The sequence below is a fragment of the Ensifer sp. Root31 genome, from assembly GCF_001424825.1.
GTDB lineage: Bacteria > Pseudomonadota > Alphaproteobacteria > Rhizobiales > Rhizobiaceae > Ensifer > Ensifer canadensis.
Genome location: NZ_LMCO01000023.1, coordinates 93,733 through 109,915, shown reverse-complemented (window position 1 = coordinate 109,915; position 16,183 = coordinate 93,733). Strand labels below are relative to the sequence as shown.

The window sequence follows — 16,183 nt, the reverse complement described above, 5'->3', positions numbered from 1 at the left end:
TCCAGCCTTACTCCGGCGCGCTGGTCTGAAGGGCAAGGGCGTGCAGAACGCCGCCCATGTTGCCCTTCAATGCGTTGTAGACCATCTGGTGCTGCTGCACGCGGGTCTTTCCGCGAAAGACTTCGGCCACGACTTCGGCGGCATAGTGGTCGCCGTCACCGGCCAAATCGCGGATCGTGACCTTGGCGCCGGGAATTCCTGCCTTGATCATGTCTTCGATGTCGCCTGGTGCCATGGGCATGATATGCCAACTCCCTTTATTATTCTGCGGCAGCAGCAGCGTTGCTGGAGCCGTCCATAAAGTCAGGGAACCACGATTCATGGGCCGAGCGCAATTGCTGAATTGCGACGGCGCGCGCTGCACCGAGCTTGACGGCATCGCCGCCGGTCTTGCCGATTTCCGGCAGGGCAACGCCTGCCTTTTCCGCACGGGCGCGAACGGCAGCGACGTTACCGGCCGCAACCGTCAGCACGTAGCGTCCCTGGTCTTCGCCATAGAAAACAGCAATCGGATCATGACCTTCGACCACATCCACGGTCGCGCCGATATCCGAAGCCATCGCCATTTCGGCAACGGCGAGAGCCAGGCCGCCGGACGAGCAGTCATGAACTGATGTCGCCAGACCGTCGACGATCAGCCCACGGACGAAGTCACCGACCTTGCGCTCATGTGCGAGGTCGACATGCGGCGCCGGACCGTCAGTGCGGCCATGGACGTCGCGCATGTAGACCGACTGGGCGATGTGCGAACCGAGGCCTTCCGGCGCGCCGGCAAGCAGGATCGTTTCGCCGGCAGCGGCAAACCGGATGCGCGCCATCTTCGACCAGTCCTTGATCAGGCCGACGCCGCCGATGGTGGGGGTCGGCAGGATTCCCTGGCCGTTGGTCTCGTTGTAGAGCGAGACGTTGCCGGAAACGATCGGGAAATCAAGCGCGGTGCAGGCCTCACCGATGCCCTTGATGGCATGGACCAGCTGGCTCATGATCTCAGGACGTTCCGGGTTGCCGAAATTGAGATTGTCGGTTGCTGCCAGCGGCAGCGCGCCGGTTGCCGTCAGGTTGCGCCAGCATTCGGCAACCGCCTGTTTGCCGCCTTCGAACGGATCCGCCTCGACATAACGCGGCGTCACGTCGGAGGAGAAGGCCAGCGCCTTGCTCTGGTGACCCTCGACGCGCACAACGCCGGCGTCGCCGCCCGGCAGCTGCAGCGAGTTGCCCTGGATCAGCGTGTCGTATTGTTCGTAGACCCAGCGGCGCGAGGAATTGTTGGCCGAACCGACCAATTGCACGAGCGCATCAGCAACGTCCGTCTGCGGGATGTCGTTGGTCGCAAGCGCGGTCGGGACCTTGGCCGGGGTCCAGGGACGGTCGTATTCCGGCGCTTCGTCGCCCAGTTCCTTGATCGGCAGGTTCGCCACTTCTTCGCCCTGATGCAGAATGCGGAAACGCAGGTCGTCCGTGGTCTTGCCGACGATCGCGAAATCGAGGCCCCACTTGACGAAGATCGCCTTGGCGACTTCTTCCTTGGCCGGCTCAAGCACCATGAGCATGCGCTCCTGGCTTTCCGAAAGCATCATTTCGTAAGCGGTCATGCGCTCTTCGCGCACCGGCACGGTGTCGAGGTTAAGCTCGATGCCGAGGTCGCCCTTGGCGCCCATTTCGACGGCCGAGCAGGTGAGGCCGGCTGCACCCATGTCCTGGATGGCGATGACGGCACCCGTCTGCATCAGCTCGAGGCAGGCTTCGAGCAGGCACTTTTCGGTGAAGGGGTCGCCGACCTGCACGGTCGGGCGCTTTTCCTCGATCGATTCGTCGAACTCGGCCGAGGCCATGGTCGCGCCGCCGACGCCGTCACGGCCGGTCTTGGCGCCGAGATAGACGACCGGGAGGCCGACGCCTTCGGCCTTGGAGTAGAAGATCGCATCGCTTTTGGCGAGACCGGCGGCAAAGGCGTTGACGAGGATGTTGCCGTTATAGCGGGCATCGAACTCGACTTCGCCGCCGACGGTCGGAACACCGAAGGAATTGCCGTAGCCGCCGACGCCGGCAACGACGCCGGAAACGAGGTGGCGGGTCTTCGGGTGATCCGGCGAGCCGAAGCGCAGGGCGTTCATCGCCGCAACCGGACGGGCGCCCATGGTGAAGACGTCGCGCAGGATGCCGCCGACGCCGGTCGCAGCACCCTGGTAGGGCTCGATATAGGACGGATGGTTGTGGCTCTCCATCTTGAAGACGACGCAGTCGCCATCATCGATGTCGACGACGCCGGCGTTTTCACCCGGACCCTGGATGACGCGCGGGCCCTTGGTCGGCAGCGTGCGAAGCCACTTCTTGGAAGACTTGTAGGAGCAGTGCTCGTTCCACATCGCCGAAAAAATGCCGAGCTCGGTAAAGGTCGGCTCGCGTCCGATCAGGCCGAGAATGCGCTCGTATTCGTCGGGCTTGAGCCCGTGCGAGGCGATGAGTTCCGGGGTGATGGGGCGGGTGTTGGAAATCGTCATCGTCGACCGTCAAATCCTTCGGGCGGCGCGCAATCCTTCCACGGGATATGGCGCGTGCGAACCGCAACAGACACAGGGGGCGCTTTGCCGCTTCTTTAGCGTATGCTGCGGCGCGGCGCGACAGAAAAATACGGGCGATCAACAACGGTTGCCGCCCTTTTTGATGCCCTCACGCGCCTCAGGTGGTGCCGACCTGTCAGAACTTGTAGCCGAGTGCGAGATCGGCACGGGTCGAGCCATCGTTGGGGCCGCCGCAAAGTTCGGCATGCGAGGCATGCGCCACCGTTGCCGACAGGTTCCAATGCTCGTTTAATCTGAATCCGGCTGCGGCATATTCGCAGGCGCTGTCGAAAGCAAACTGACGAGAACAAGCGACGATGTCGCGAGGCGGTGGGATGAACGAAGAAAAAGCAATGCTGGCATGCCGAATTGTTGAGGCGAATCGATCTACACAAGACTGCTAAAACATACGGGACACCGGGTTATCAGTCGAAACTGTCGTAACCCACTCGTCCGCTGTCGAGCAACCGCCGCAAAGTCTGGAAGCCGTTGCGCACTTCGGCACGGTCGGCCGGTGAGGAAAAGCCGATACGGATACGGTGAAAGACGCGGTCCGCCCGGCCGGCCTTGAATTCGTCCTCGTCGTCGACGAGCACGCCTTCCTGCAGTGCAGCCTGCTTGAATGTGCCGGAAAGCCACGGTTCCGGCAGCTTCATCCAGAGGAAGGGAACGCACGGATGCGAGCTGAACTCGATGCCATCGAACACTTCGCGGGCAATCGCCTCGCGCGCCCGGATCTCTTCGATACCCTTGCCGCGCAGAATAGTGGCCGCTCCGGAAAGCACCAGCCGCGAACACAGCTCCGCCAGGATGAACGGCAGGCCGCCACTGACCATCTTGTGGGCAATGCGAATGCGCTGGCTGAAATGGGGAGGGCAGGCAACCCAGCCGCCGCGCACACCGGCAGCAACAGACTTTGAAAGACCACCAACCAGGAAGGTCCGCTCAGGTGCAAGCTCCGCTAAAGGCGGCGTCGGATCGCCGGTCATGGCGCCGTAGAGATCGTCCTCCACCAGCCAGACACCGTACTTGCGGGCGATATCGGCAATCGCCTGACGCCGGGCGAGCGGCATGACGGCAACGGTCGGATTCTGCGCGCTTGGCATAAGGAAGGCGAGCTTGGGATGCTGCTGCGCGCAGACCCGCTCGAAATCCTCGGGAATCAGGCCGAATTCATCCGATTCCATCAGGGTCGTGCGGCGCCCGATCAAGCCGGCGCTGCGGCTGACCTGGGAATAGGTCAAGGTCTCGAAGGCGATACGATCGCCGGGCGAGGTGACTGCCGCGATCACGGCAATGACAGCCGCGTGCGCTCCGAGCGTCGGCACGATCGTTTCAGGCGAGGGACGAAAGCCGCCGCGCGCCAGCCATTGGCATCCGGCCTCAAACCAGTGATCCGGGAAATTGCGCGCGTAGCTGGCAATGTCGGCGTGGTGATCGCGGCTGATCTCGCTCAAGAGCTCACTCAGGACAAAGCCCTGGCCGATGTCCGGCGCCGCGGTGCTGTCGAAGCGCAATTTGCCGGCGGGTGCAATCAGCGGCCGGGTGCCGGCCAAGGATGTGGTCAGCGGATCGGCCTGCTCGGGCGGGCGGCTTTCCTGGTGATCGAGAACATAGGTTCCGCGCCCGACCTCGCCGCTGACGAGGCCGCGTTCGCGCACGATATTGTAGGCGCGTCCAATGGTACCAATGGTGACACCAATGTCATAGGCGAGATTGCGCTGCGGCGGCAATTTTGCGCCGACGGGCAGGGCGCCTTCGCCAATTGCCTGTTCGATCTGGTCGGCGATCCGCGCATAAAGCGGACCATGACCCTGCTGAATGTCCGGGAGCCAATTTGTCATAGTGACAATTACCTAGATTACACAGCGAAATATGTCAATTATCACCAATGCAATGATAGCAATCGATGCATTGGAGCCTACAATGAGTACAATTGATACAATTTGCTCGGCAGTCGTGAAAAAGGCCCCTCGCGCGCGTCGCAAGATCGGGTTTGATGTCGAAATCTCGGGGAGTGCTAAGAACGCGCTTCAACGTCTCTGGCGGCTCTATTGTTTCCTGGCCGCCAAGAGACGCAGCCGGTTAGCTCTCGAAGAGATGAGCGATTGGCAACTGATCGATATCGGGGTCTGCGAGAAGGATGCCCGGCGGGAATCGTCCGTGGCGTTCTGGCGTTAACGGGCATCACACAAAGCGTGCGGTGGTTTTGCGATAGCGGCATGCGAACAAAGCGCCGTATGCCCTAGAGATTGCGACGCGCATCAGCGAACGCTGAGGGCACCAGCCAACAGCGTCCGAACTCTCAACCGGTGCCTGGATTAATTGCAGCCCTGGCCGCCAGCGGCCCAACGCCGGATATCTGCACTCATGCGGGTGGCGACCGGTTCGCTCATGAGCGGTCCGAACGCCTGCAACCGCGCCGGCTGGCCTTCCGCCTGGATGACGGCAAGCGGCCGTGCTTCCGGCGACTTGCGCGGCACGATCAGGATGCGGGGACGTCCGGAGAAGGAATTGAGTTCAGGGGCAAGCCGGTAGTTCTTGAAGGCAGCATCGCCCGATTTGAACCAGCAGCTGTTGGCGCCGAGCGCCACGCGTTCCATTGTCGGCAGGGCTGCCGAGCTTGCCGTCGGCGCCGGCGGGCGCGATGTTTGGCAGGACGCCAGAAGCGTCAGGGCGAACGCCGCGCAAGCAGGGCCGGTCAGGCGTCTAGAAAACATGGAAGGCATCGACGGTCTCGCTTGCGTTACGGGGATGGTCGGATGCCTTCTATCAGCGCGACGGTTAAGCGGCGATTACTTCGAGAGCCGAAGCGAAGATGCCGCGACCATCGGCGCCGCCATGAGCCGCCTCGATCAGGTTTTCCGGATGCGGCATCATGCCGAGCACGTTGCCGGCCGTGTTCATCACGCCGGCAATATCGCCCATCGAGCCATTCGGATTGGTGCCTTCGGCGTAGCGGAACACGACCTGGCCGTTGCCTTCGATCGTCTTCAGGGTCTCCGCGTCGGCGAAGTAGTTGCCGTCGTGGTGCGCAACCGGGCTGCGGATGATCTGTCCCTTGGAATAGGCGCGGGTAAAGTCGGTGTCGGCGTTGACGACTTCGAGCTTGACCTCGCGGCAGACGAACTTGAGCGATGCGTTGCGCATCAGCGCGCCCGGGAGCAGACCGGCCTCGACCAGGATCTGGAAACCGTTGCAGACGCCGAGGACCTTCACGCCCTTTTCGGCCTTCGCCTTGATCGCCTGCATGACCGGCATGCGCGCGGCAATCGCGCCGCAGCGCAGATAGTCACCGTAGGAGAAACCGCCGGGGATGACGATCAGGTCGACATCAGGGATCTCCGTTTCGGTCTGCCAGACGGTTACGGGCGCCTTGCCGGAGATCTTGGTGAGGGCAGCGATCATGTCGCGATCGCGGTTGAGGCCTGGAAGCTGGACGACGGCTGACTTCATGGTGCGGTTCAAACCCTGCCTGCGCCTCTTGAAGCTCATGCAATTCGAGGCGGTTTCCGATGCGGCCGAAGCGCAATTTGACGCGCTCGGGCCGATATTGGATGCACTGCGCATCCTGCTATTTCGAAACCATCGAGCCGCGGACAGTATGCCCCTTCGATGTCGTTTCGGCTGATCTGCGTGAGGATGGCCCATGTCAGATGGGCCTCCTCATTATTTCCAGATCACGCCGGCCTTCACGTCAGGCCATCCGCGGCACTCCGCCGCCATCAGGCGAGGGAGATGGTGTAGTTTTCAATCACTGTGTTGGCGAGCAGCTTTTCGCACATCGCCTTGAGGTCGGCCTCGGCCTTGGCTTTGTCGCCGGTTTCGATCTGTAGATCGAAGACCTTGCCCTGGCGGACCTGGCCGATGCCGTCGAAGCCGAGTGCGCCGAGCGCACCTTCAATTGCCTTGCCCTGCGGATCGAGAACGCCATTCTTCAGCGTCACGGTTACACGTGCCTTGATCACTTTCACTTTCCCCGAACTAACTTGACCAGAAATTACTTGACCAGAACGGGGCCGGTGCCGCGCACAGGCTCGTTCTCGTTCATGATGCCGAGACGGCGAGCCACTTCCTGATAGGCCTCGACCAGCCCGCCCAAATCACGGCGGAAGCGGTCCTTGTCGAGCTTTTCCTTGGTCTCGATGTCCCACAGACGGCAGCTATCCGGCGAAATCTCGTCCGCCAGGATGATGCGCATCATGTCGCCTTCGAACAGGCGGCCACACTCGATCTTGAAATCGACGAGCTGGATGCCGACGCCGAGGAACAGGCCGGTCAGGAAGTCGTTGATGCGGATGGCAAGCGCCATGACGTCATCGAGTTCCTGCGGGCTTGCCCAACCGAATGCGGTGATGTGCTCTTCGGAGACCATCGGGTCATCAAGAGCATCGGCCTTGTAGTAGAATTCGATGATCGAGCGGGGGAGGACGGTGCCTTCCTCGATGCCGAGGCGCTTTGCCAGCGAGCCGGCAGCAACGTTGCGCACGACGATCTCAAGGGGGATGATCTCGACTTCCTTGATCAACTGCTCGCGCATGTTCAGGCGGCGAATGAAGTGCGTCGGAATGCCGATACGGTTCAGATGCGTGAAGATATACTCGGAAATCCGGTTGTTCAGCACACCCTTGCCGTCGATGACGTCATGCTTTTTCTTGTTGAAGGCGGTCGCGTCGTCCTTGAAAAACTGGATCAGCGTGCCCGGCTCGGGACCCTCATAGAGGATCTTTGCCTTGCCCTCGTAGATACGGCGGCGACGATTCATGGATATTGTCTCTGTGGTTGTTGGCGCACTTGGGTCGCGCTAGTGGAGTCTTCTCACGGCGTCCATAGCTGAAAAGAACGCGTTTCACAATCGGCGTATCTTCCCTTCCCCTGATTTACCTAAAGCGTGTCGCAACCTTTCAGATTCGCTCCTTGCGCATCCGTTCTTTGGTTTTTCGCATGCCGTTGTCGCAAAACCGCTGCGCACTTTTGCGCGACATGCTTACGGTACCACGAAAGTCACGAAACGAGAAAACTTCGCATTGCACTTTGACCACTGTTTTGGTTTATGGCCATAACTATTTCCGGCATGGAATTCTCACGGGAGATCAATTGATGACGACGATGCAGGATCGCGAAAAGGCCTTCGAAGCAAAGTTTGCGCTGGACGAGGAACTGAGGTTCAAGTCTGAGGCGCGCCGCAACAAGCTTCTTGGTCTCTGGGCTGCCGGCTTGCTCGGCAAGAGCGACCCAGAGGCCTATGCGAAGGAAGTCGTTGTGGCCGATTTCGAAGAGGCCGGCCACGAGGACGTTGTGCGCAAGATCAAGGCCGATTTCGACGCTGCCGGCGTTGCCCAGAGCGAAGAGCAGATCCGTGTGCGCATGCTCGAGCTTCTCGGCGTCGCCATCGAGCAAGTCCAGAGCAGCTGATCTTCGAGGCTATCATACGCCCATGATATCGCCGCTCGGCCTCAGGTCGGGCGGTTTTTATTTGACCGCCTTGTAGCGACGCCCTTTTTCCGGCGGCGCATCCGCGTTCGGTGACAGTTTCCAGCCGCTCTTGATGCGCTGTTCGAAATCGAGGCGGCTCATCGGCTTTGCCAGGGCGTAGCCCTGCAGAATATCACAGCCAAGCTCCCTCAGTATCGCCGCGTGCTCCCACGTTTCCACACCTTCGGCCACCACCTTGATATTGAGCGAATGCCCGATGTCGATGATGGCACGAACGAGCTTTGCCTGCTTGGCGCTTTCGTTGATCGGCCCCACCAGCGCCCGGTCGATCTTCAGGCGGGCCGGGTTCAGGTTGAGCAGGCCGATAATCGAGGCATGGCCGGTGCCGAAGTCGTCAATTTCGATCTCGATACCGAGCGTGTTGAGCGCGGCGATCGTCGCGGCAATCTCGTCTTCGAGATCGTCAAGAAAGATGGATTCCAAGAGCTCGAAAGACATGACACCAGGCGGGATGTTCATGGCGCGAAGGTCTGAAATCAGGCTCGGGTCCCGCAGTCTGCGCGAGGAGACATTGACCGAGATCTTGGGGACGGTCAGACCGGCACGCCCCCAGGCCGCAAAATCGGCATAGGCCATCTCGACGATGTTCCTGTCGATCGCGGGCAGGGCGTTGATCTCTTCAGCTACCTTCAGAAAGTGGCTCGGAGGAAGAATTCCGCGTTCCGGGTGGTCCCATCGCACCAGAGTTTCGACGCCGGTGAGCTCCAGCGAGTGGGCGTCGAACTGCGGCTGATAGTAGGGCACGAACTGGCCTTCTTCGATCGCCTGACGGATATCGTCGCCGGTGCGTTTGGCGCTGAGGATCTGGTTCTGGATCTGCTCGGAAAACACCTCGAAGCGATCGCGGCCGAGGCTCTTGGCCCGGTAGAGCGCGATATCTGCATTCATCAGCAGTTGCTTGGGATCCGTCTCGACCTCGCCCCTCCAGGCAATGCCGATGCTGGCCCCGAGCCGGCAAAGCTGGCCGTCATAGGGAATGGGCCGGCGGAAGGCATGGACGATGCGGGCGGCCAGATCTCCAAGCTCGTCCATCCCGCGGCCGCGCCGACAGAGGATCACGAATTCGTCGCCGCCGATGCGGGCGATGAAATCGTCCTGGTCGGCATGAGACCGCAGGATTGCGGCTGCATGGGTCAGCATCGCATCGCCGGCCTGATGCCCGAGCGTGTCGTTGATCTGCTTGAAGCGATCAAGATCGAGGTGGAGGATAGCGTTGAGCGTCGGATCGTCCGCCAGTATCTGGTCGAGATAGCGCCTGTTCGGCAGGTCCGTCAGGTAGTCGTGCAACGCGTTGTATTCGATACGGATGCGCGCTTCCTCAAGCTCGCGGTTGCGGGCCTCGGTTGCGGCCTTGGCCTTGCGCAGTTCCTCCTGCAGCGCGATGTCTTCGGTTACGTCCCAGTTCGCGCCGATCAGTTTGCGGGTGCCATCGCGGTCGACATAGAACGCCGTGTTGGCGCGAATGTGCCGGATTTCTCCATTCGCCAGGACGATGCGGAACGCATTGGTGAAGGGTGCACCCGCGGCGACGCCGTCATTGACGCGGGCGATCGCCTTTTCGCGGTCGTCGGGGTGGAGCATATCTTCCCAACTGCGGCCGCTGGGCGCGCCGGCTTTGGGGTCAAGCCCATAAATACCGAGGATACGTTCGTCCCAAAGCGTCTCCTGGGTTTCAAGGTTATGGTCGAAGACCCCGATCTTCGATACGTCGAGGGCAAGTCTCAGGCGCCGCGAGATTTCCTCCAGCCGCGCCTCGGCCTCCTTGCGCGGCGTAATGTCGGTGTCGGTGCCGATGATGCGAGTGGGCTTGCCGTCCGGCCCATAGGCGACGGATGCGCCGCGGCTTTCGATCCAGACCCAGTGTCCGTCCGCATGGCGTTCGCGGTACTGGAAGGTGTTGTACGTGACCTCTCCAGAATCCTGGCGTCCGATCGAGGCCATGACATGCGCGCGGTCGTCCGGATGCACATTCTCGATCCAGCGATCGAGCGCGCCATCGACCTCGGCGTCATCAGCCAGACCACGCAGGCGCTTCCAGGTGGCGGAATAGAAGAGGTTTCCGGTCGAAAAATCGTGATCCCAGACGCCTTCAAGTGCGCTTTCCAGCGCATACTTCCACCGCGTCTCGTCGTTGCGAAGCCCCGCGATCTCGGCGATCAAGTGGTCGACCGGCAGCATCAGCAGCATGCGACCGTCCGCCATTGCATAGGAAGTGCAGACCACCGAAACGATATCGGCTGCTCCATGCAAGCGGATCGTCTGGGCGGACGCGGAAGATCGCACCGTCCCGGTCGGCCTCAGCAGGTGATGGTCGTCGGGGTGAACAAGGTCACGAAGAGAACGGTTGAGCAACTCTGCCGGCGGAAGACGCAGAAGCTCGCTGGCATAGGGGTTTACCGAAACGATTGACGCTTGTTCATTGAAAACGAGCGCCGCCACCGGCAGCTGGTCCAGCGCCGCTTGCGTCACGATATTCAGCTTCGCCGGCGCGCGGCGTTCGCTCCTGATGGGATCTTTCGGTCCGGTCACGTATCCCACGATCCAGCATTTGTTGCCGGCAGATGATGATCGCGGACCATGAACTTCGGATTAATGCCGAGTCGTCTTATTCGCAGTGCGATCAGGGTTGGAGGCGGCTGAGGAACTGCGCAAAGACCATCGTGCCTTCCGGCCAGGGGCCATGCCCGGACTCGGTGTTGAGGTGGCCGGATTCCCCCGCATCCACCAACAGCGAGCCCCAGGACTTGGCGATTTCGTCGGCATGCTCATAGGAGCCGAACGGATCGTTGCGGCTTGCGATCAACAGCGACGGGAACGGCAGCGGATCGCGGGGATAGGGGCCGAATGTCATGAGATGCTTCGGACGGATCGCGGCATTGGCCACGTCAGGCGGAGCCACCAGGAAGGCGCCGGCGATCTTCTTTTCGATGTGGGGCAGGGCATGGACCGCGGTCGCGACGCCGAGGGAGTGGGCGACGATGACCACCGGCTTTTCAGCGGCATTGACCTCCTCGACCATGCGCGCCACCCAATCCTCGCGCACGGGCTTGGCCCATTCGGCCTGCTCCACGCGGCGGGCGGTGGACATTTTTCTCTCCCAGCGTGACTGCCAATGGTCAGGGCCGGAGTTGGTGTAGCCGGGAACGATGAGGATATGGGCGTCGGAAAGTTTCATAATGGCCGCGATGTGGCGTCGAAAATCGTCGAAGTCAAGGCGTAGGCGACAGAGGCATCATTTTATGTATAATCGACACTGCAGGTCGCGGTCGATGCGGCTCGAGTTTTGCCGTTGTCGCTGGTCCGGGACCGCTCTGTAGTGGTTGAGGAGTGTGAGCCATGACAACATTCCATGTTCTGTCGGGACCGGACGCCAGCGTCGCCCATCCCGGAATAAAAAAGATCGGCCTGGCTGACGTGATGGACGCGTTGCGCCTCGGGTTCAACGACTTTCGCGAAAAGCCGTCTCACTATGTTTTTCTCTGCTTGATCTACCCCATCGCCGGTGCCGTGCTCATGACGTGGAGCGCGGGCGCCAACATGCTGCCGCTGCTCTATCCGCTCGCGTCCGGCTTTGCCCTTATCGGGCCGGTCGCCGCCATCGGACTCTATGAAATCAGCAGGCGCCGCGAACTTGGCATGGACACGTCCTGGCCTCACGCCTTCCGCCTGCATCGATCTCCGGCACTGCCCTCGATCGTGGCTGTCGCAGCGATGCTATTCGTCATCTTCATTGCCTGGCTCCTGGTGGCACAGGCGCTCTATATCAGGATCTTCGGCGCCGAACCGCCGGCATCGATCGCCGCCTTCTGGAACGGCATCGTCAACACGGAGCAGGGCTGGAACCTGATCCTGGTCGGCAACGCCGTCGGGTTCGTCTTCGCCGCGATCGTGCTGTCGATCAGCGTAGTGTCGTTCCCGTTGCTGATCGATCGTGACGTCGGTGCTGTGGCTGCCGTCGAAACCTCGATACGCGCAACTCTCGTCAATCCCATCCCGGTTGCCTTCTGGGGGCTGATCGTTGCCGCCGGCCTGCTGATCGGGTCGATCCCGGTCTTCGTCGGCCTTGCCGTCATCATGCCGATCCTCGGTCACGCGACATGGCACATGTATCGCAAGATGGTTGAGCCCGGTGCTCGCAGCAGCCGTATGCGATAACGACAAAACGGCCAGCCTCCCGGAGGCTGGCCGCTTCCTCCTGTGAGGATCGTCCGACCTACTTGAAAAATTTGTAGTAGGACGAAATCTGGGCGGCGGTGTTGGACGAAAGATTGAGCTTGATGCCGATCTTGTCACCGCGATACCAGCGGACCATGCCGGTCAGAAATCCGAGTTCTTCGCTGCGGATCGTCACTTCCTGTCCGGTGCGTGCATTGATGTCGAAATAGAGCTGAAAGCAGATGCCTTCTGCGGAAAGATCCGTAACGATGCCGTTGCTCGCACCCGTCTTGCAGGTCACCGTTCCGGTAATCTTCGTCTGCGTGCGCGCTGCCGTGCGCTGAACACTGTCCTTGTAGGCCATGTGAACCCTCGATCTGAATTGATCAGCCTCGATCATCTCACGCAAAGATTGAATTCCTCGCTAACAAAAATGCCCGCATTCGAGCAAACTGCATCAAATGCGGGCATAATAGCGCAATACCACAGAAACGTGCTTCGCTCTGACACGAACCGGGCGGCTATCGCGCCCGGCCCTTATTGCTTGCGCATGTCGTTATCGCAAAAGCGCTACGCACTTTTGCGCGGCGGCGTCAGCCAAAGACCCGGCCGAAAATCGTGTCGACGTGCTTGGTGTGGTAGCCGAGATCGAACTTTTCGCGGATGTCGGCTTCCGACAGGGCCGCGCGAACCTCCGTGTCGGCAAGCAACTCCTCAAGGAAGTCCTTGCCCTCTTCCCAGACCTTCATCGCATTGCGCTGAACGAGGCGATAGGCGTCCTCACGCGAAACACCGGCCTGCGTCAGAGCGAGCAGGACACGCTGCGAGTGAACGAGACCGCGGAACTTGTTCATGTTTTTGGTCATGTTGTCGGGATAGACGAGCAACTTGTCGATCACGTTGGTCAGGCGGGCAAGCGCGAAGTCGAGCGTCACCGTCGCATCAGGGCCGATCATGCGCTCGACCGAGGAATGCGAGATATCGCGCTCGTGCCAGAGGGCTACGTTCTCCATCGCCGGAATGGCGAAGGCGCGAACCATGCGGGCAAGACCCGTGAGGTTCTCCGTCAGCACCGGGTTGCGCTTGTGCGGCATGGCCGACGAGCCCTTCTGTCCCGGCGAGAAGTATTCTTCCGCTTCCAGGACTTCGGTGCGCTGTAGGTGGCGGATTTCGGTTGCCAGCCGCTCGATCGACGAGGCGACGACGCCAAGAGTGGCGAAATACATCGCATGGCGGTCGCGCGGAATGACCTGGGTGGAAACCGGCTCCGGCTTCAGGCCAAGCGCCTTGGCGACGTGTTCCTCGACGCGCGGGTCGATATTGGCGAAGGTGCCGACGGCGCCGGAGATGGCGCAGGTCGCGACTTCTTCACGGGCCGCGATAAGGCGCTGCTTGCAGCGATCGAACTCGGCATAGGCAAGCGCCAGCTTGACGCCGAAGGTCGTCGGTTCGGCATGAATGCCGTGCGAGCGGCCGATCGTCACCGTATCCTTGTGCTCAAAGGCGCGGCGCTTCAGTGCTTCGAGCAGCTTGTCGATATCAGCAAGCAAAAGGTCGGTTGCGCGCACGAGCTGTACGTTGAAGCAGGTGTCGAGCACGTCGGAGGATGTCATGCCCTGGTGGATGAAGCGGCTGTCGGGGCCGACGAACTCTGCCAGATGCGTCAGGAACGCGATGACGTCATGCTTTGTGACGGCCTCGATTTCGTCGATCCGGTCGACGTCGAATTTGGCGGCGCCGCCTTTTTCCCAGATCGTCTTTGCGGCATCCTTCGGGATCACGCCGATTTCGGCCAGCGCATCGCAGGCATGGGCCTCGATCTCGAACCAGATGCGGAACTTGGTTTCCGGCGACCAGATGGCCACCATTTCCGGTCGGGAATAACGGGGGATCATGGGCTCTCAGCTTTCGTCATCAGTGGAGGATGGCTGTGCCTCTAGCAAAGATGCCCGACAAGCTCAACGTTATTGACGGCCTCGCGAACCTGCAAGCCACAGGCTGGCGGCCAGAAGTGCGGCGCCGCCAACCGGAAGATAGAGCCGAACGCCCAGCACAAGGAACTGGTAGAAGGCGACAAGCGAGGTAAAGGCGAACTGGTAGAACCAGGTCCGGGTACCGGTATTGGCATGCCAGCGGGCGTAAAAGACGCGATAGTCGAGTGCGAAGAGCATTGCCGTCACGGCGATCGTGCCGAGCGAAAGGCAGAGCAGATAGGCCGCAAACCGCGTCTCGGCAGGGCGGCCAAGCGTAGAAAACCGTGCGAGGAACAGGGCAGCTGGCCAGGCCAGCATGCCGCCCAGACCATACATCACCAGCAGTTCCACCAGGTGGAAGGTCAGGGCGCCCTCGCGCAGCCAGAGCGCGACCCAGGCGGAAGCGACCATCACCAGCCCCCAGGCTGGCGTGCCGAAGACAAGTTCCGCCGCGGACGGAAACGCCCGCAGGAATCGCGAGCGCTTGAGGGAGGGCGCGGAAGCATATGCTGATTTCACTTCCGCCCCGGCGCCCGTTTCGTTCATTTTGCGATCCGCGTCGGAACCGCAATCCATCGTCCGTCAGTCGTGCCCTCGAACCCGAGCGATTTGACGAGCACCATCACAACGTGGGTTTGCGTGCCGTCGTCATTCATGTGCGTTACCGCACCGCCGATGCGATAGCCCGTCGGGCAACGGCGGCTTTCCGGCACACGGGTATCGTCCTGCAGCACGTCGCTTGCAGGCTTGCCCGCCTTCATCGTCATCGACAGGCGGAAGCCTTTGACCTCCTTCAGGAAGTCCTTGCAGAGCCCACCTGGTTCGAAGCTCTTTTCTTCGAGCGTCAGGCCGTAGGTCTGGCGGAAGGCATCGTCGGCGGCAAAGGCATCGTAAGTGAGGGCCAATGGCGTTGCATTGGCTTCGGTAATCGGATTGTAGGCCGCCAGCAATCCCGGCGCCTCGGCAAGCCTGTAGGCGTCGATCAGCGGAGCGGCGCGCCGATGCGCCTCATGTCTCATCCGGTGCAGGGGGGCGCCATCTTCGCGACCGACTGCGCGCACCGGCGCACCCGGCAGAAAAGTGTCGTTGCGGGTATCGATGACGTAGATCGTGGAATAGGGAAAACCCGAGCCGTCCTGGACACCGTATTCCTCGAACGCAAAGACATATCCATCGGAGGAAAAGCCGATCGGCTGGAATGCGGCATAGTCACCCGCCGATGCCTGCGAGGCGACAAATGTCACCGCCAGGAGGAGGAGCCCTGGCGCTGCCGGGCGCGAGATCATCAGCGGGCCTGTTCGGCAGGCGCTCGGATCGCCTGGATGGCGGAGCGATAGGCATCGACCCAACCACCCTTGAAGATCGCCGAACCGGCGACCAGCACGTTTGCGCCGGCGCCGGCTGCAATCGCCGCCGTTTCAGGCGCAATGCCGCCGTCGACTTCGATCTCGATCGGCCGGTCGCCGATCATCGCCTTGATCCGGCGGATCTTTTCCGCGGTCGCGTCGATGAACTTCTGGCCGCCGAAGCCCGGGTTGACCGTCATCACCAGCACCAGATCGACGGTGTCGAGCACATATTCGATGGCGCTTTCGGGTGTTGCCGGGTTGAGCGAGACGCCGGCCTTCTTGCCGAGCGACCGGACAGTCTGCAGCGAGCGGTGCAGGTGCGGCCCGGCTTCGGCGTGAACCGTCAGGATATCGCAGCCGGCCTTTGCGAAGGCTTCGAGAAAGCCGTCGGCGGGCGAGATCATCAGATGGCAGTCGAAGGTCGCTTCGGTGTAGGGGCGCAGCGACTTGATCACGTCGGGCCCAAACGTGATGTTCGGGACGAAATGGCCGTCCATGACATCGAGATGGATCCAATCCGCGCCGGCATCGACGACATCGCGGACTTCCTGTCCGAGCTTCGAGAAATCGGCCGCCAGGATCGACGGGGCAATGCGGATGGGATGGGTCATGAGAGGCTCCGGCTGTTTCCCGCGCAATAGCACTCCGC

General features: G+C 61.3%; 17 protein-coding genes and 1 pseudogene. 3 read left to right on the top strand and 15 right to left on the bottom strand.

The genetic code is table 11. From position 1 onward, the window contains the following. Positions 1-7 precede the first annotated feature (7 nt). From ASD00_RS20620 to ASD00_RS20610, 4 genes and pseudogenes are all read right to left on the bottom strand, one after another. A complete protein-coding gene (locus tag ASD00_RS20620; protein WP_025427158.1) occupies positions 8-241 on the bottom strand; it encodes a BolA family transcriptional regulator in 234 nt (77 codons plus the stop codon). A gap of 19 nt (positions 242-260) precedes the next feature. Beyond that, on the bottom strand, positions 261-2,501 hold the full coding sequence (gene purL, locus ASD00_RS20615) for a phosphoribosylformylglycinamidine synthase subunit PurL (protein WP_025427157.1): 2,241 nt from the start codon (positions 2,499-2,501) through the stop codon (positions 261-263). Positions 2,502-2,697: 196 nt separating this feature from the next. Beyond that, positions 2,698-2,838 (bottom strand): annotated as a pseudogene (locus ASD00_RS41840) (acyloxyacyl hydrolase); the annotation flags it as partial. A gap of 148 nt (positions 2,839-2,986) precedes the next feature. After that, positions 2,987-4,405 carry a PLP-dependent aminotransferase family protein gene (locus ASD00_RS20610; protein WP_025427156.1) on the bottom strand — a complete coding sequence of 473 codons (1,419 nt, stop codon included), beginning with the start codon at positions 4,403-4,405 and terminating at the stop codon, positions 2,987-2,989. Between the two features lie 31 nt (positions 4,406-4,436). Between ASD00_RS20610 and ASD00_RS20605 the strand changes: the two genes are divergently transcribed. Next, entirely contained in the window at positions 4,437-4,742 is a 306-nt protein-coding gene (locus ASD00_RS20605; protein ID WP_038576122.1) for a DUF1127 domain-containing protein, read from the top strand. Between the two features lie 140 nt (positions 4,743-4,882). Here the strand turns inward: ASD00_RS20605 and ASD00_RS20600 are convergent, their stop codons facing one another. From ASD00_RS20600 to purC, 4 genes are all read right to left on the bottom strand, one after another. After that, complete coding sequence (locus tag ASD00_RS20600) at positions 4,883-5,290, bottom strand: hypothetical protein (RefSeq protein WP_025427154.1); 408 nt, start codon at positions 5,288-5,290, stop codon at positions 4,883-4,885. 55 nt (positions 5,291-5,345) lie between these two features. Next, positions 5,346-6,017, bottom strand: a complete 672-nt coding sequence (gene purQ / locus ASD00_RS20595) for a phosphoribosylformylglycinamidine synthase subunit PurQ (protein WP_025427153.1) — start codon at positions 6,015-6,017, stop codon at positions 5,346-5,348. Between the two features lie 269 nt (positions 6,018-6,286). Further along, complete coding sequence (gene purS, locus ASD00_RS20590) at positions 6,287-6,529, bottom strand: phosphoribosylformylglycinamidine synthase subunit PurS (protein WP_025427152.1); 243 nt, start codon at positions 6,527-6,529, stop codon at positions 6,287-6,289. A 32-nt stretch (positions 6,530-6,561) separates the two neighbouring features. Then, on the bottom strand, positions 6,562-7,326 hold the full coding sequence (purC, locus tag ASD00_RS20585; protein WP_025427151.1) for a phosphoribosylaminoimidazolesuccinocarboxamide synthase: 765 nt from the start codon (positions 7,324-7,326) through the stop codon (positions 6,562-6,564). A 335-nt stretch (positions 7,327-7,661) separates the two neighbouring features. On the opposite strand from purC, the gene ASD00_RS20580 reads away from it, so the two are divergent. Then, positions 7,662-7,976, top strand: a complete 315-nt coding sequence (locus ASD00_RS20580) for an ATPase inhibitor subunit zeta (protein ID WP_025427150.1) — start codon at positions 7,662-7,664, stop codon at positions 7,974-7,976. A gap of 57 nt (positions 7,977-8,033) precedes the next feature. Here the strand turns inward: ASD00_RS20580 and ASD00_RS20575 are convergent, their stop codons facing one another. Then, entirely contained in the window at positions 8,034-10,586 is a 2,553-nt protein-coding gene (locus ASD00_RS20575) for an EAL domain-containing protein (protein ID WP_051509167.1), read from the bottom strand. A 91-nt stretch (positions 10,587-10,677) separates the two neighbouring features. Continuing rightward, positions 10,678-11,232, bottom strand: a complete 555-nt coding sequence (locus ASD00_RS20570) for an alpha/beta hydrolase (RefSeq protein WP_025427148.1) — start codon at positions 11,230-11,232, stop codon at positions 10,678-10,680. Positions 11,233-11,393: 161 nt separating this feature from the next. Between ASD00_RS20570 and ASD00_RS20565 the strand changes: the two genes are divergently transcribed. After that, positions 11,394-12,212: a DUF2189 domain-containing protein gene (locus tag ASD00_RS20565; protein ID WP_057208670.1), complete on the top strand. Its 819-nt coding sequence runs from the start codon at positions 11,394-11,396 to the stop codon at positions 12,210-12,212. 58 nt (positions 12,213-12,270) lie between these two features. Here the strand turns inward: ASD00_RS20565 and ASD00_RS20560 are convergent, their stop codons facing one another. From ASD00_RS20560 to rpe, 5 genes are all read right to left on the bottom strand, one after another. Further along, entirely contained in the window at positions 12,271-12,576 is a 306-nt protein-coding gene (locus ASD00_RS20560; protein WP_025427146.1) for a PilZ domain-containing protein, read from the bottom strand. 229 nt (positions 12,577-12,805) lie between these two features. Further along, positions 12,806-14,107: an adenylosuccinate lyase gene (gene purB / locus ASD00_RS20555; protein WP_025427145.1), complete on the bottom strand. Its 1,302-nt coding sequence runs from the start codon at positions 14,105-14,107 to the stop codon at positions 12,806-12,808. Between the two features lie 69 nt (positions 14,108-14,176). After that, positions 14,177-14,731, bottom strand: a complete 555-nt coding sequence (locus ASD00_RS20550) for a hypothetical protein (RefSeq protein WP_051509166.1) — start codon at positions 14,729-14,731, stop codon at positions 14,177-14,179. Next, the gene (locus tag ASD00_RS20545; RefSeq protein ID WP_025427143.1) at positions 14,728-15,471 is read right to left on the bottom strand and encodes a DUF2259 domain-containing protein; all 744 of its coding nucleotides are present in this window, start codon (positions 15,469-15,471) and stop codon (positions 14,728-14,730) included. Before ASD00_RS20545 ends, ASD00_RS20550 begins: the two co-directional genes overlap by 4 nt. Further along, on the bottom strand, positions 15,471-16,145 hold the full coding sequence (gene rpe, locus ASD00_RS20540) for a ribulose-phosphate 3-epimerase (RefSeq protein WP_025427142.1): 675 nt from the start codon (positions 16,143-16,145) through the stop codon (positions 15,471-15,473). Before rpe ends, ASD00_RS20545 begins: the two co-directional genes overlap by 1 nt. Positions 16,146-16,183 lie beyond the last annotated feature (38 nt).

Excerpts from the sequence above, each read along its gene's own strand:
- ASD00_RS20565 (WP_057208670.1), top strand. The coding sequence starts at position 11,394 with ATGACAACATTCCATGTTCTGTCGGGACCGGACGCCAGCGTCGCCCAT.
- purL (WP_025427157.1), bottom strand. The coding sequence starts at position 2,501 with ATGACGATTTCCAACACCCGCCCCATCACCCCGGAACTCATCGCCTCG.
- ASD00_RS20600 (WP_025427154.1), bottom strand. The coding sequence starts at position 5,290 with ATGCCTTCCATGTTTTCTAGACGCCTGACCGGCCCTGCTTGCGCGGCG.
- purB (WP_025427145.1), bottom strand. The coding sequence starts at position 14,107 with ATGATCCCCCGTTATTCCCGACCGGAAATGGTGGCCATCTGGTCGCCG.
- ASD00_RS20605 (WP_038576122.1), top strand. The coding sequence starts at position 4,437 with ATGTCAATTATCACCAATGCAATGATAGCAATCGATGCATTGGAGCCT.
- purC (WP_025427151.1), bottom strand. The coding sequence starts at position 7,326 with ATGAATCGTCGCCGCCGTATCTACGAGGGCAAGGCAAAGATCCTCTAT.
- ASD00_RS20570 (WP_025427148.1), bottom strand. The coding sequence starts at position 11,232 with ATGAAACTTTCCGACGCCCATATCCTCATCGTTCCCGGCTACACCAAC.
- ASD00_RS20550 (WP_051509166.1), bottom strand. The coding sequence starts at position 14,731 with ATGAACGAAACGGGCGCCGGGGCGGAAGTGAAATCAGCATATGCTTCC.
- ASD00_RS20560 (WP_025427146.1), bottom strand. The coding sequence starts at position 12,576 with ATGGCCTACAAGGACAGTGTTCAGCGCACGGCAGCGCGCACGCAGACG.
- rpe (WP_025427142.1), bottom strand. The coding sequence starts at position 16,145 with ATGACCCATCCCATCCGCATTGCCCCGTCGATCCTGGCGGCCGATTTC.
- ASD00_RS20580 (WP_025427150.1), top strand. The coding sequence starts at position 7,662 with ATGACGACGATGCAGGATCGCGAAAAGGCCTTCGAAGCAAAGTTTGCG.
- ASD00_RS20610 (WP_025427156.1), bottom strand. The coding sequence starts at position 4,405 with ATGACAAATTGGCTCCCGGACATTCAGCAGGGTCATGGTCCGCTTTAT.
- ASD00_RS20620 (WP_025427158.1), bottom strand. The coding sequence starts at position 241 with ATGCCCATGGCACCAGGCGACATCGAAGACATGATCAAGGCAGGAATT.
- ASD00_RS20545 (WP_025427143.1), bottom strand. The coding sequence starts at position 15,471 with ATGATCTCGCGCCCGGCAGCGCCAGGGCTCCTCCTCCTGGCGGTGACA.
- purQ (WP_025427153.1), bottom strand. The coding sequence starts at position 6,017 with ATGAAGTCAGCCGTCGTCCAGCTTCCAGGCCTCAACCGCGATCGCGAC.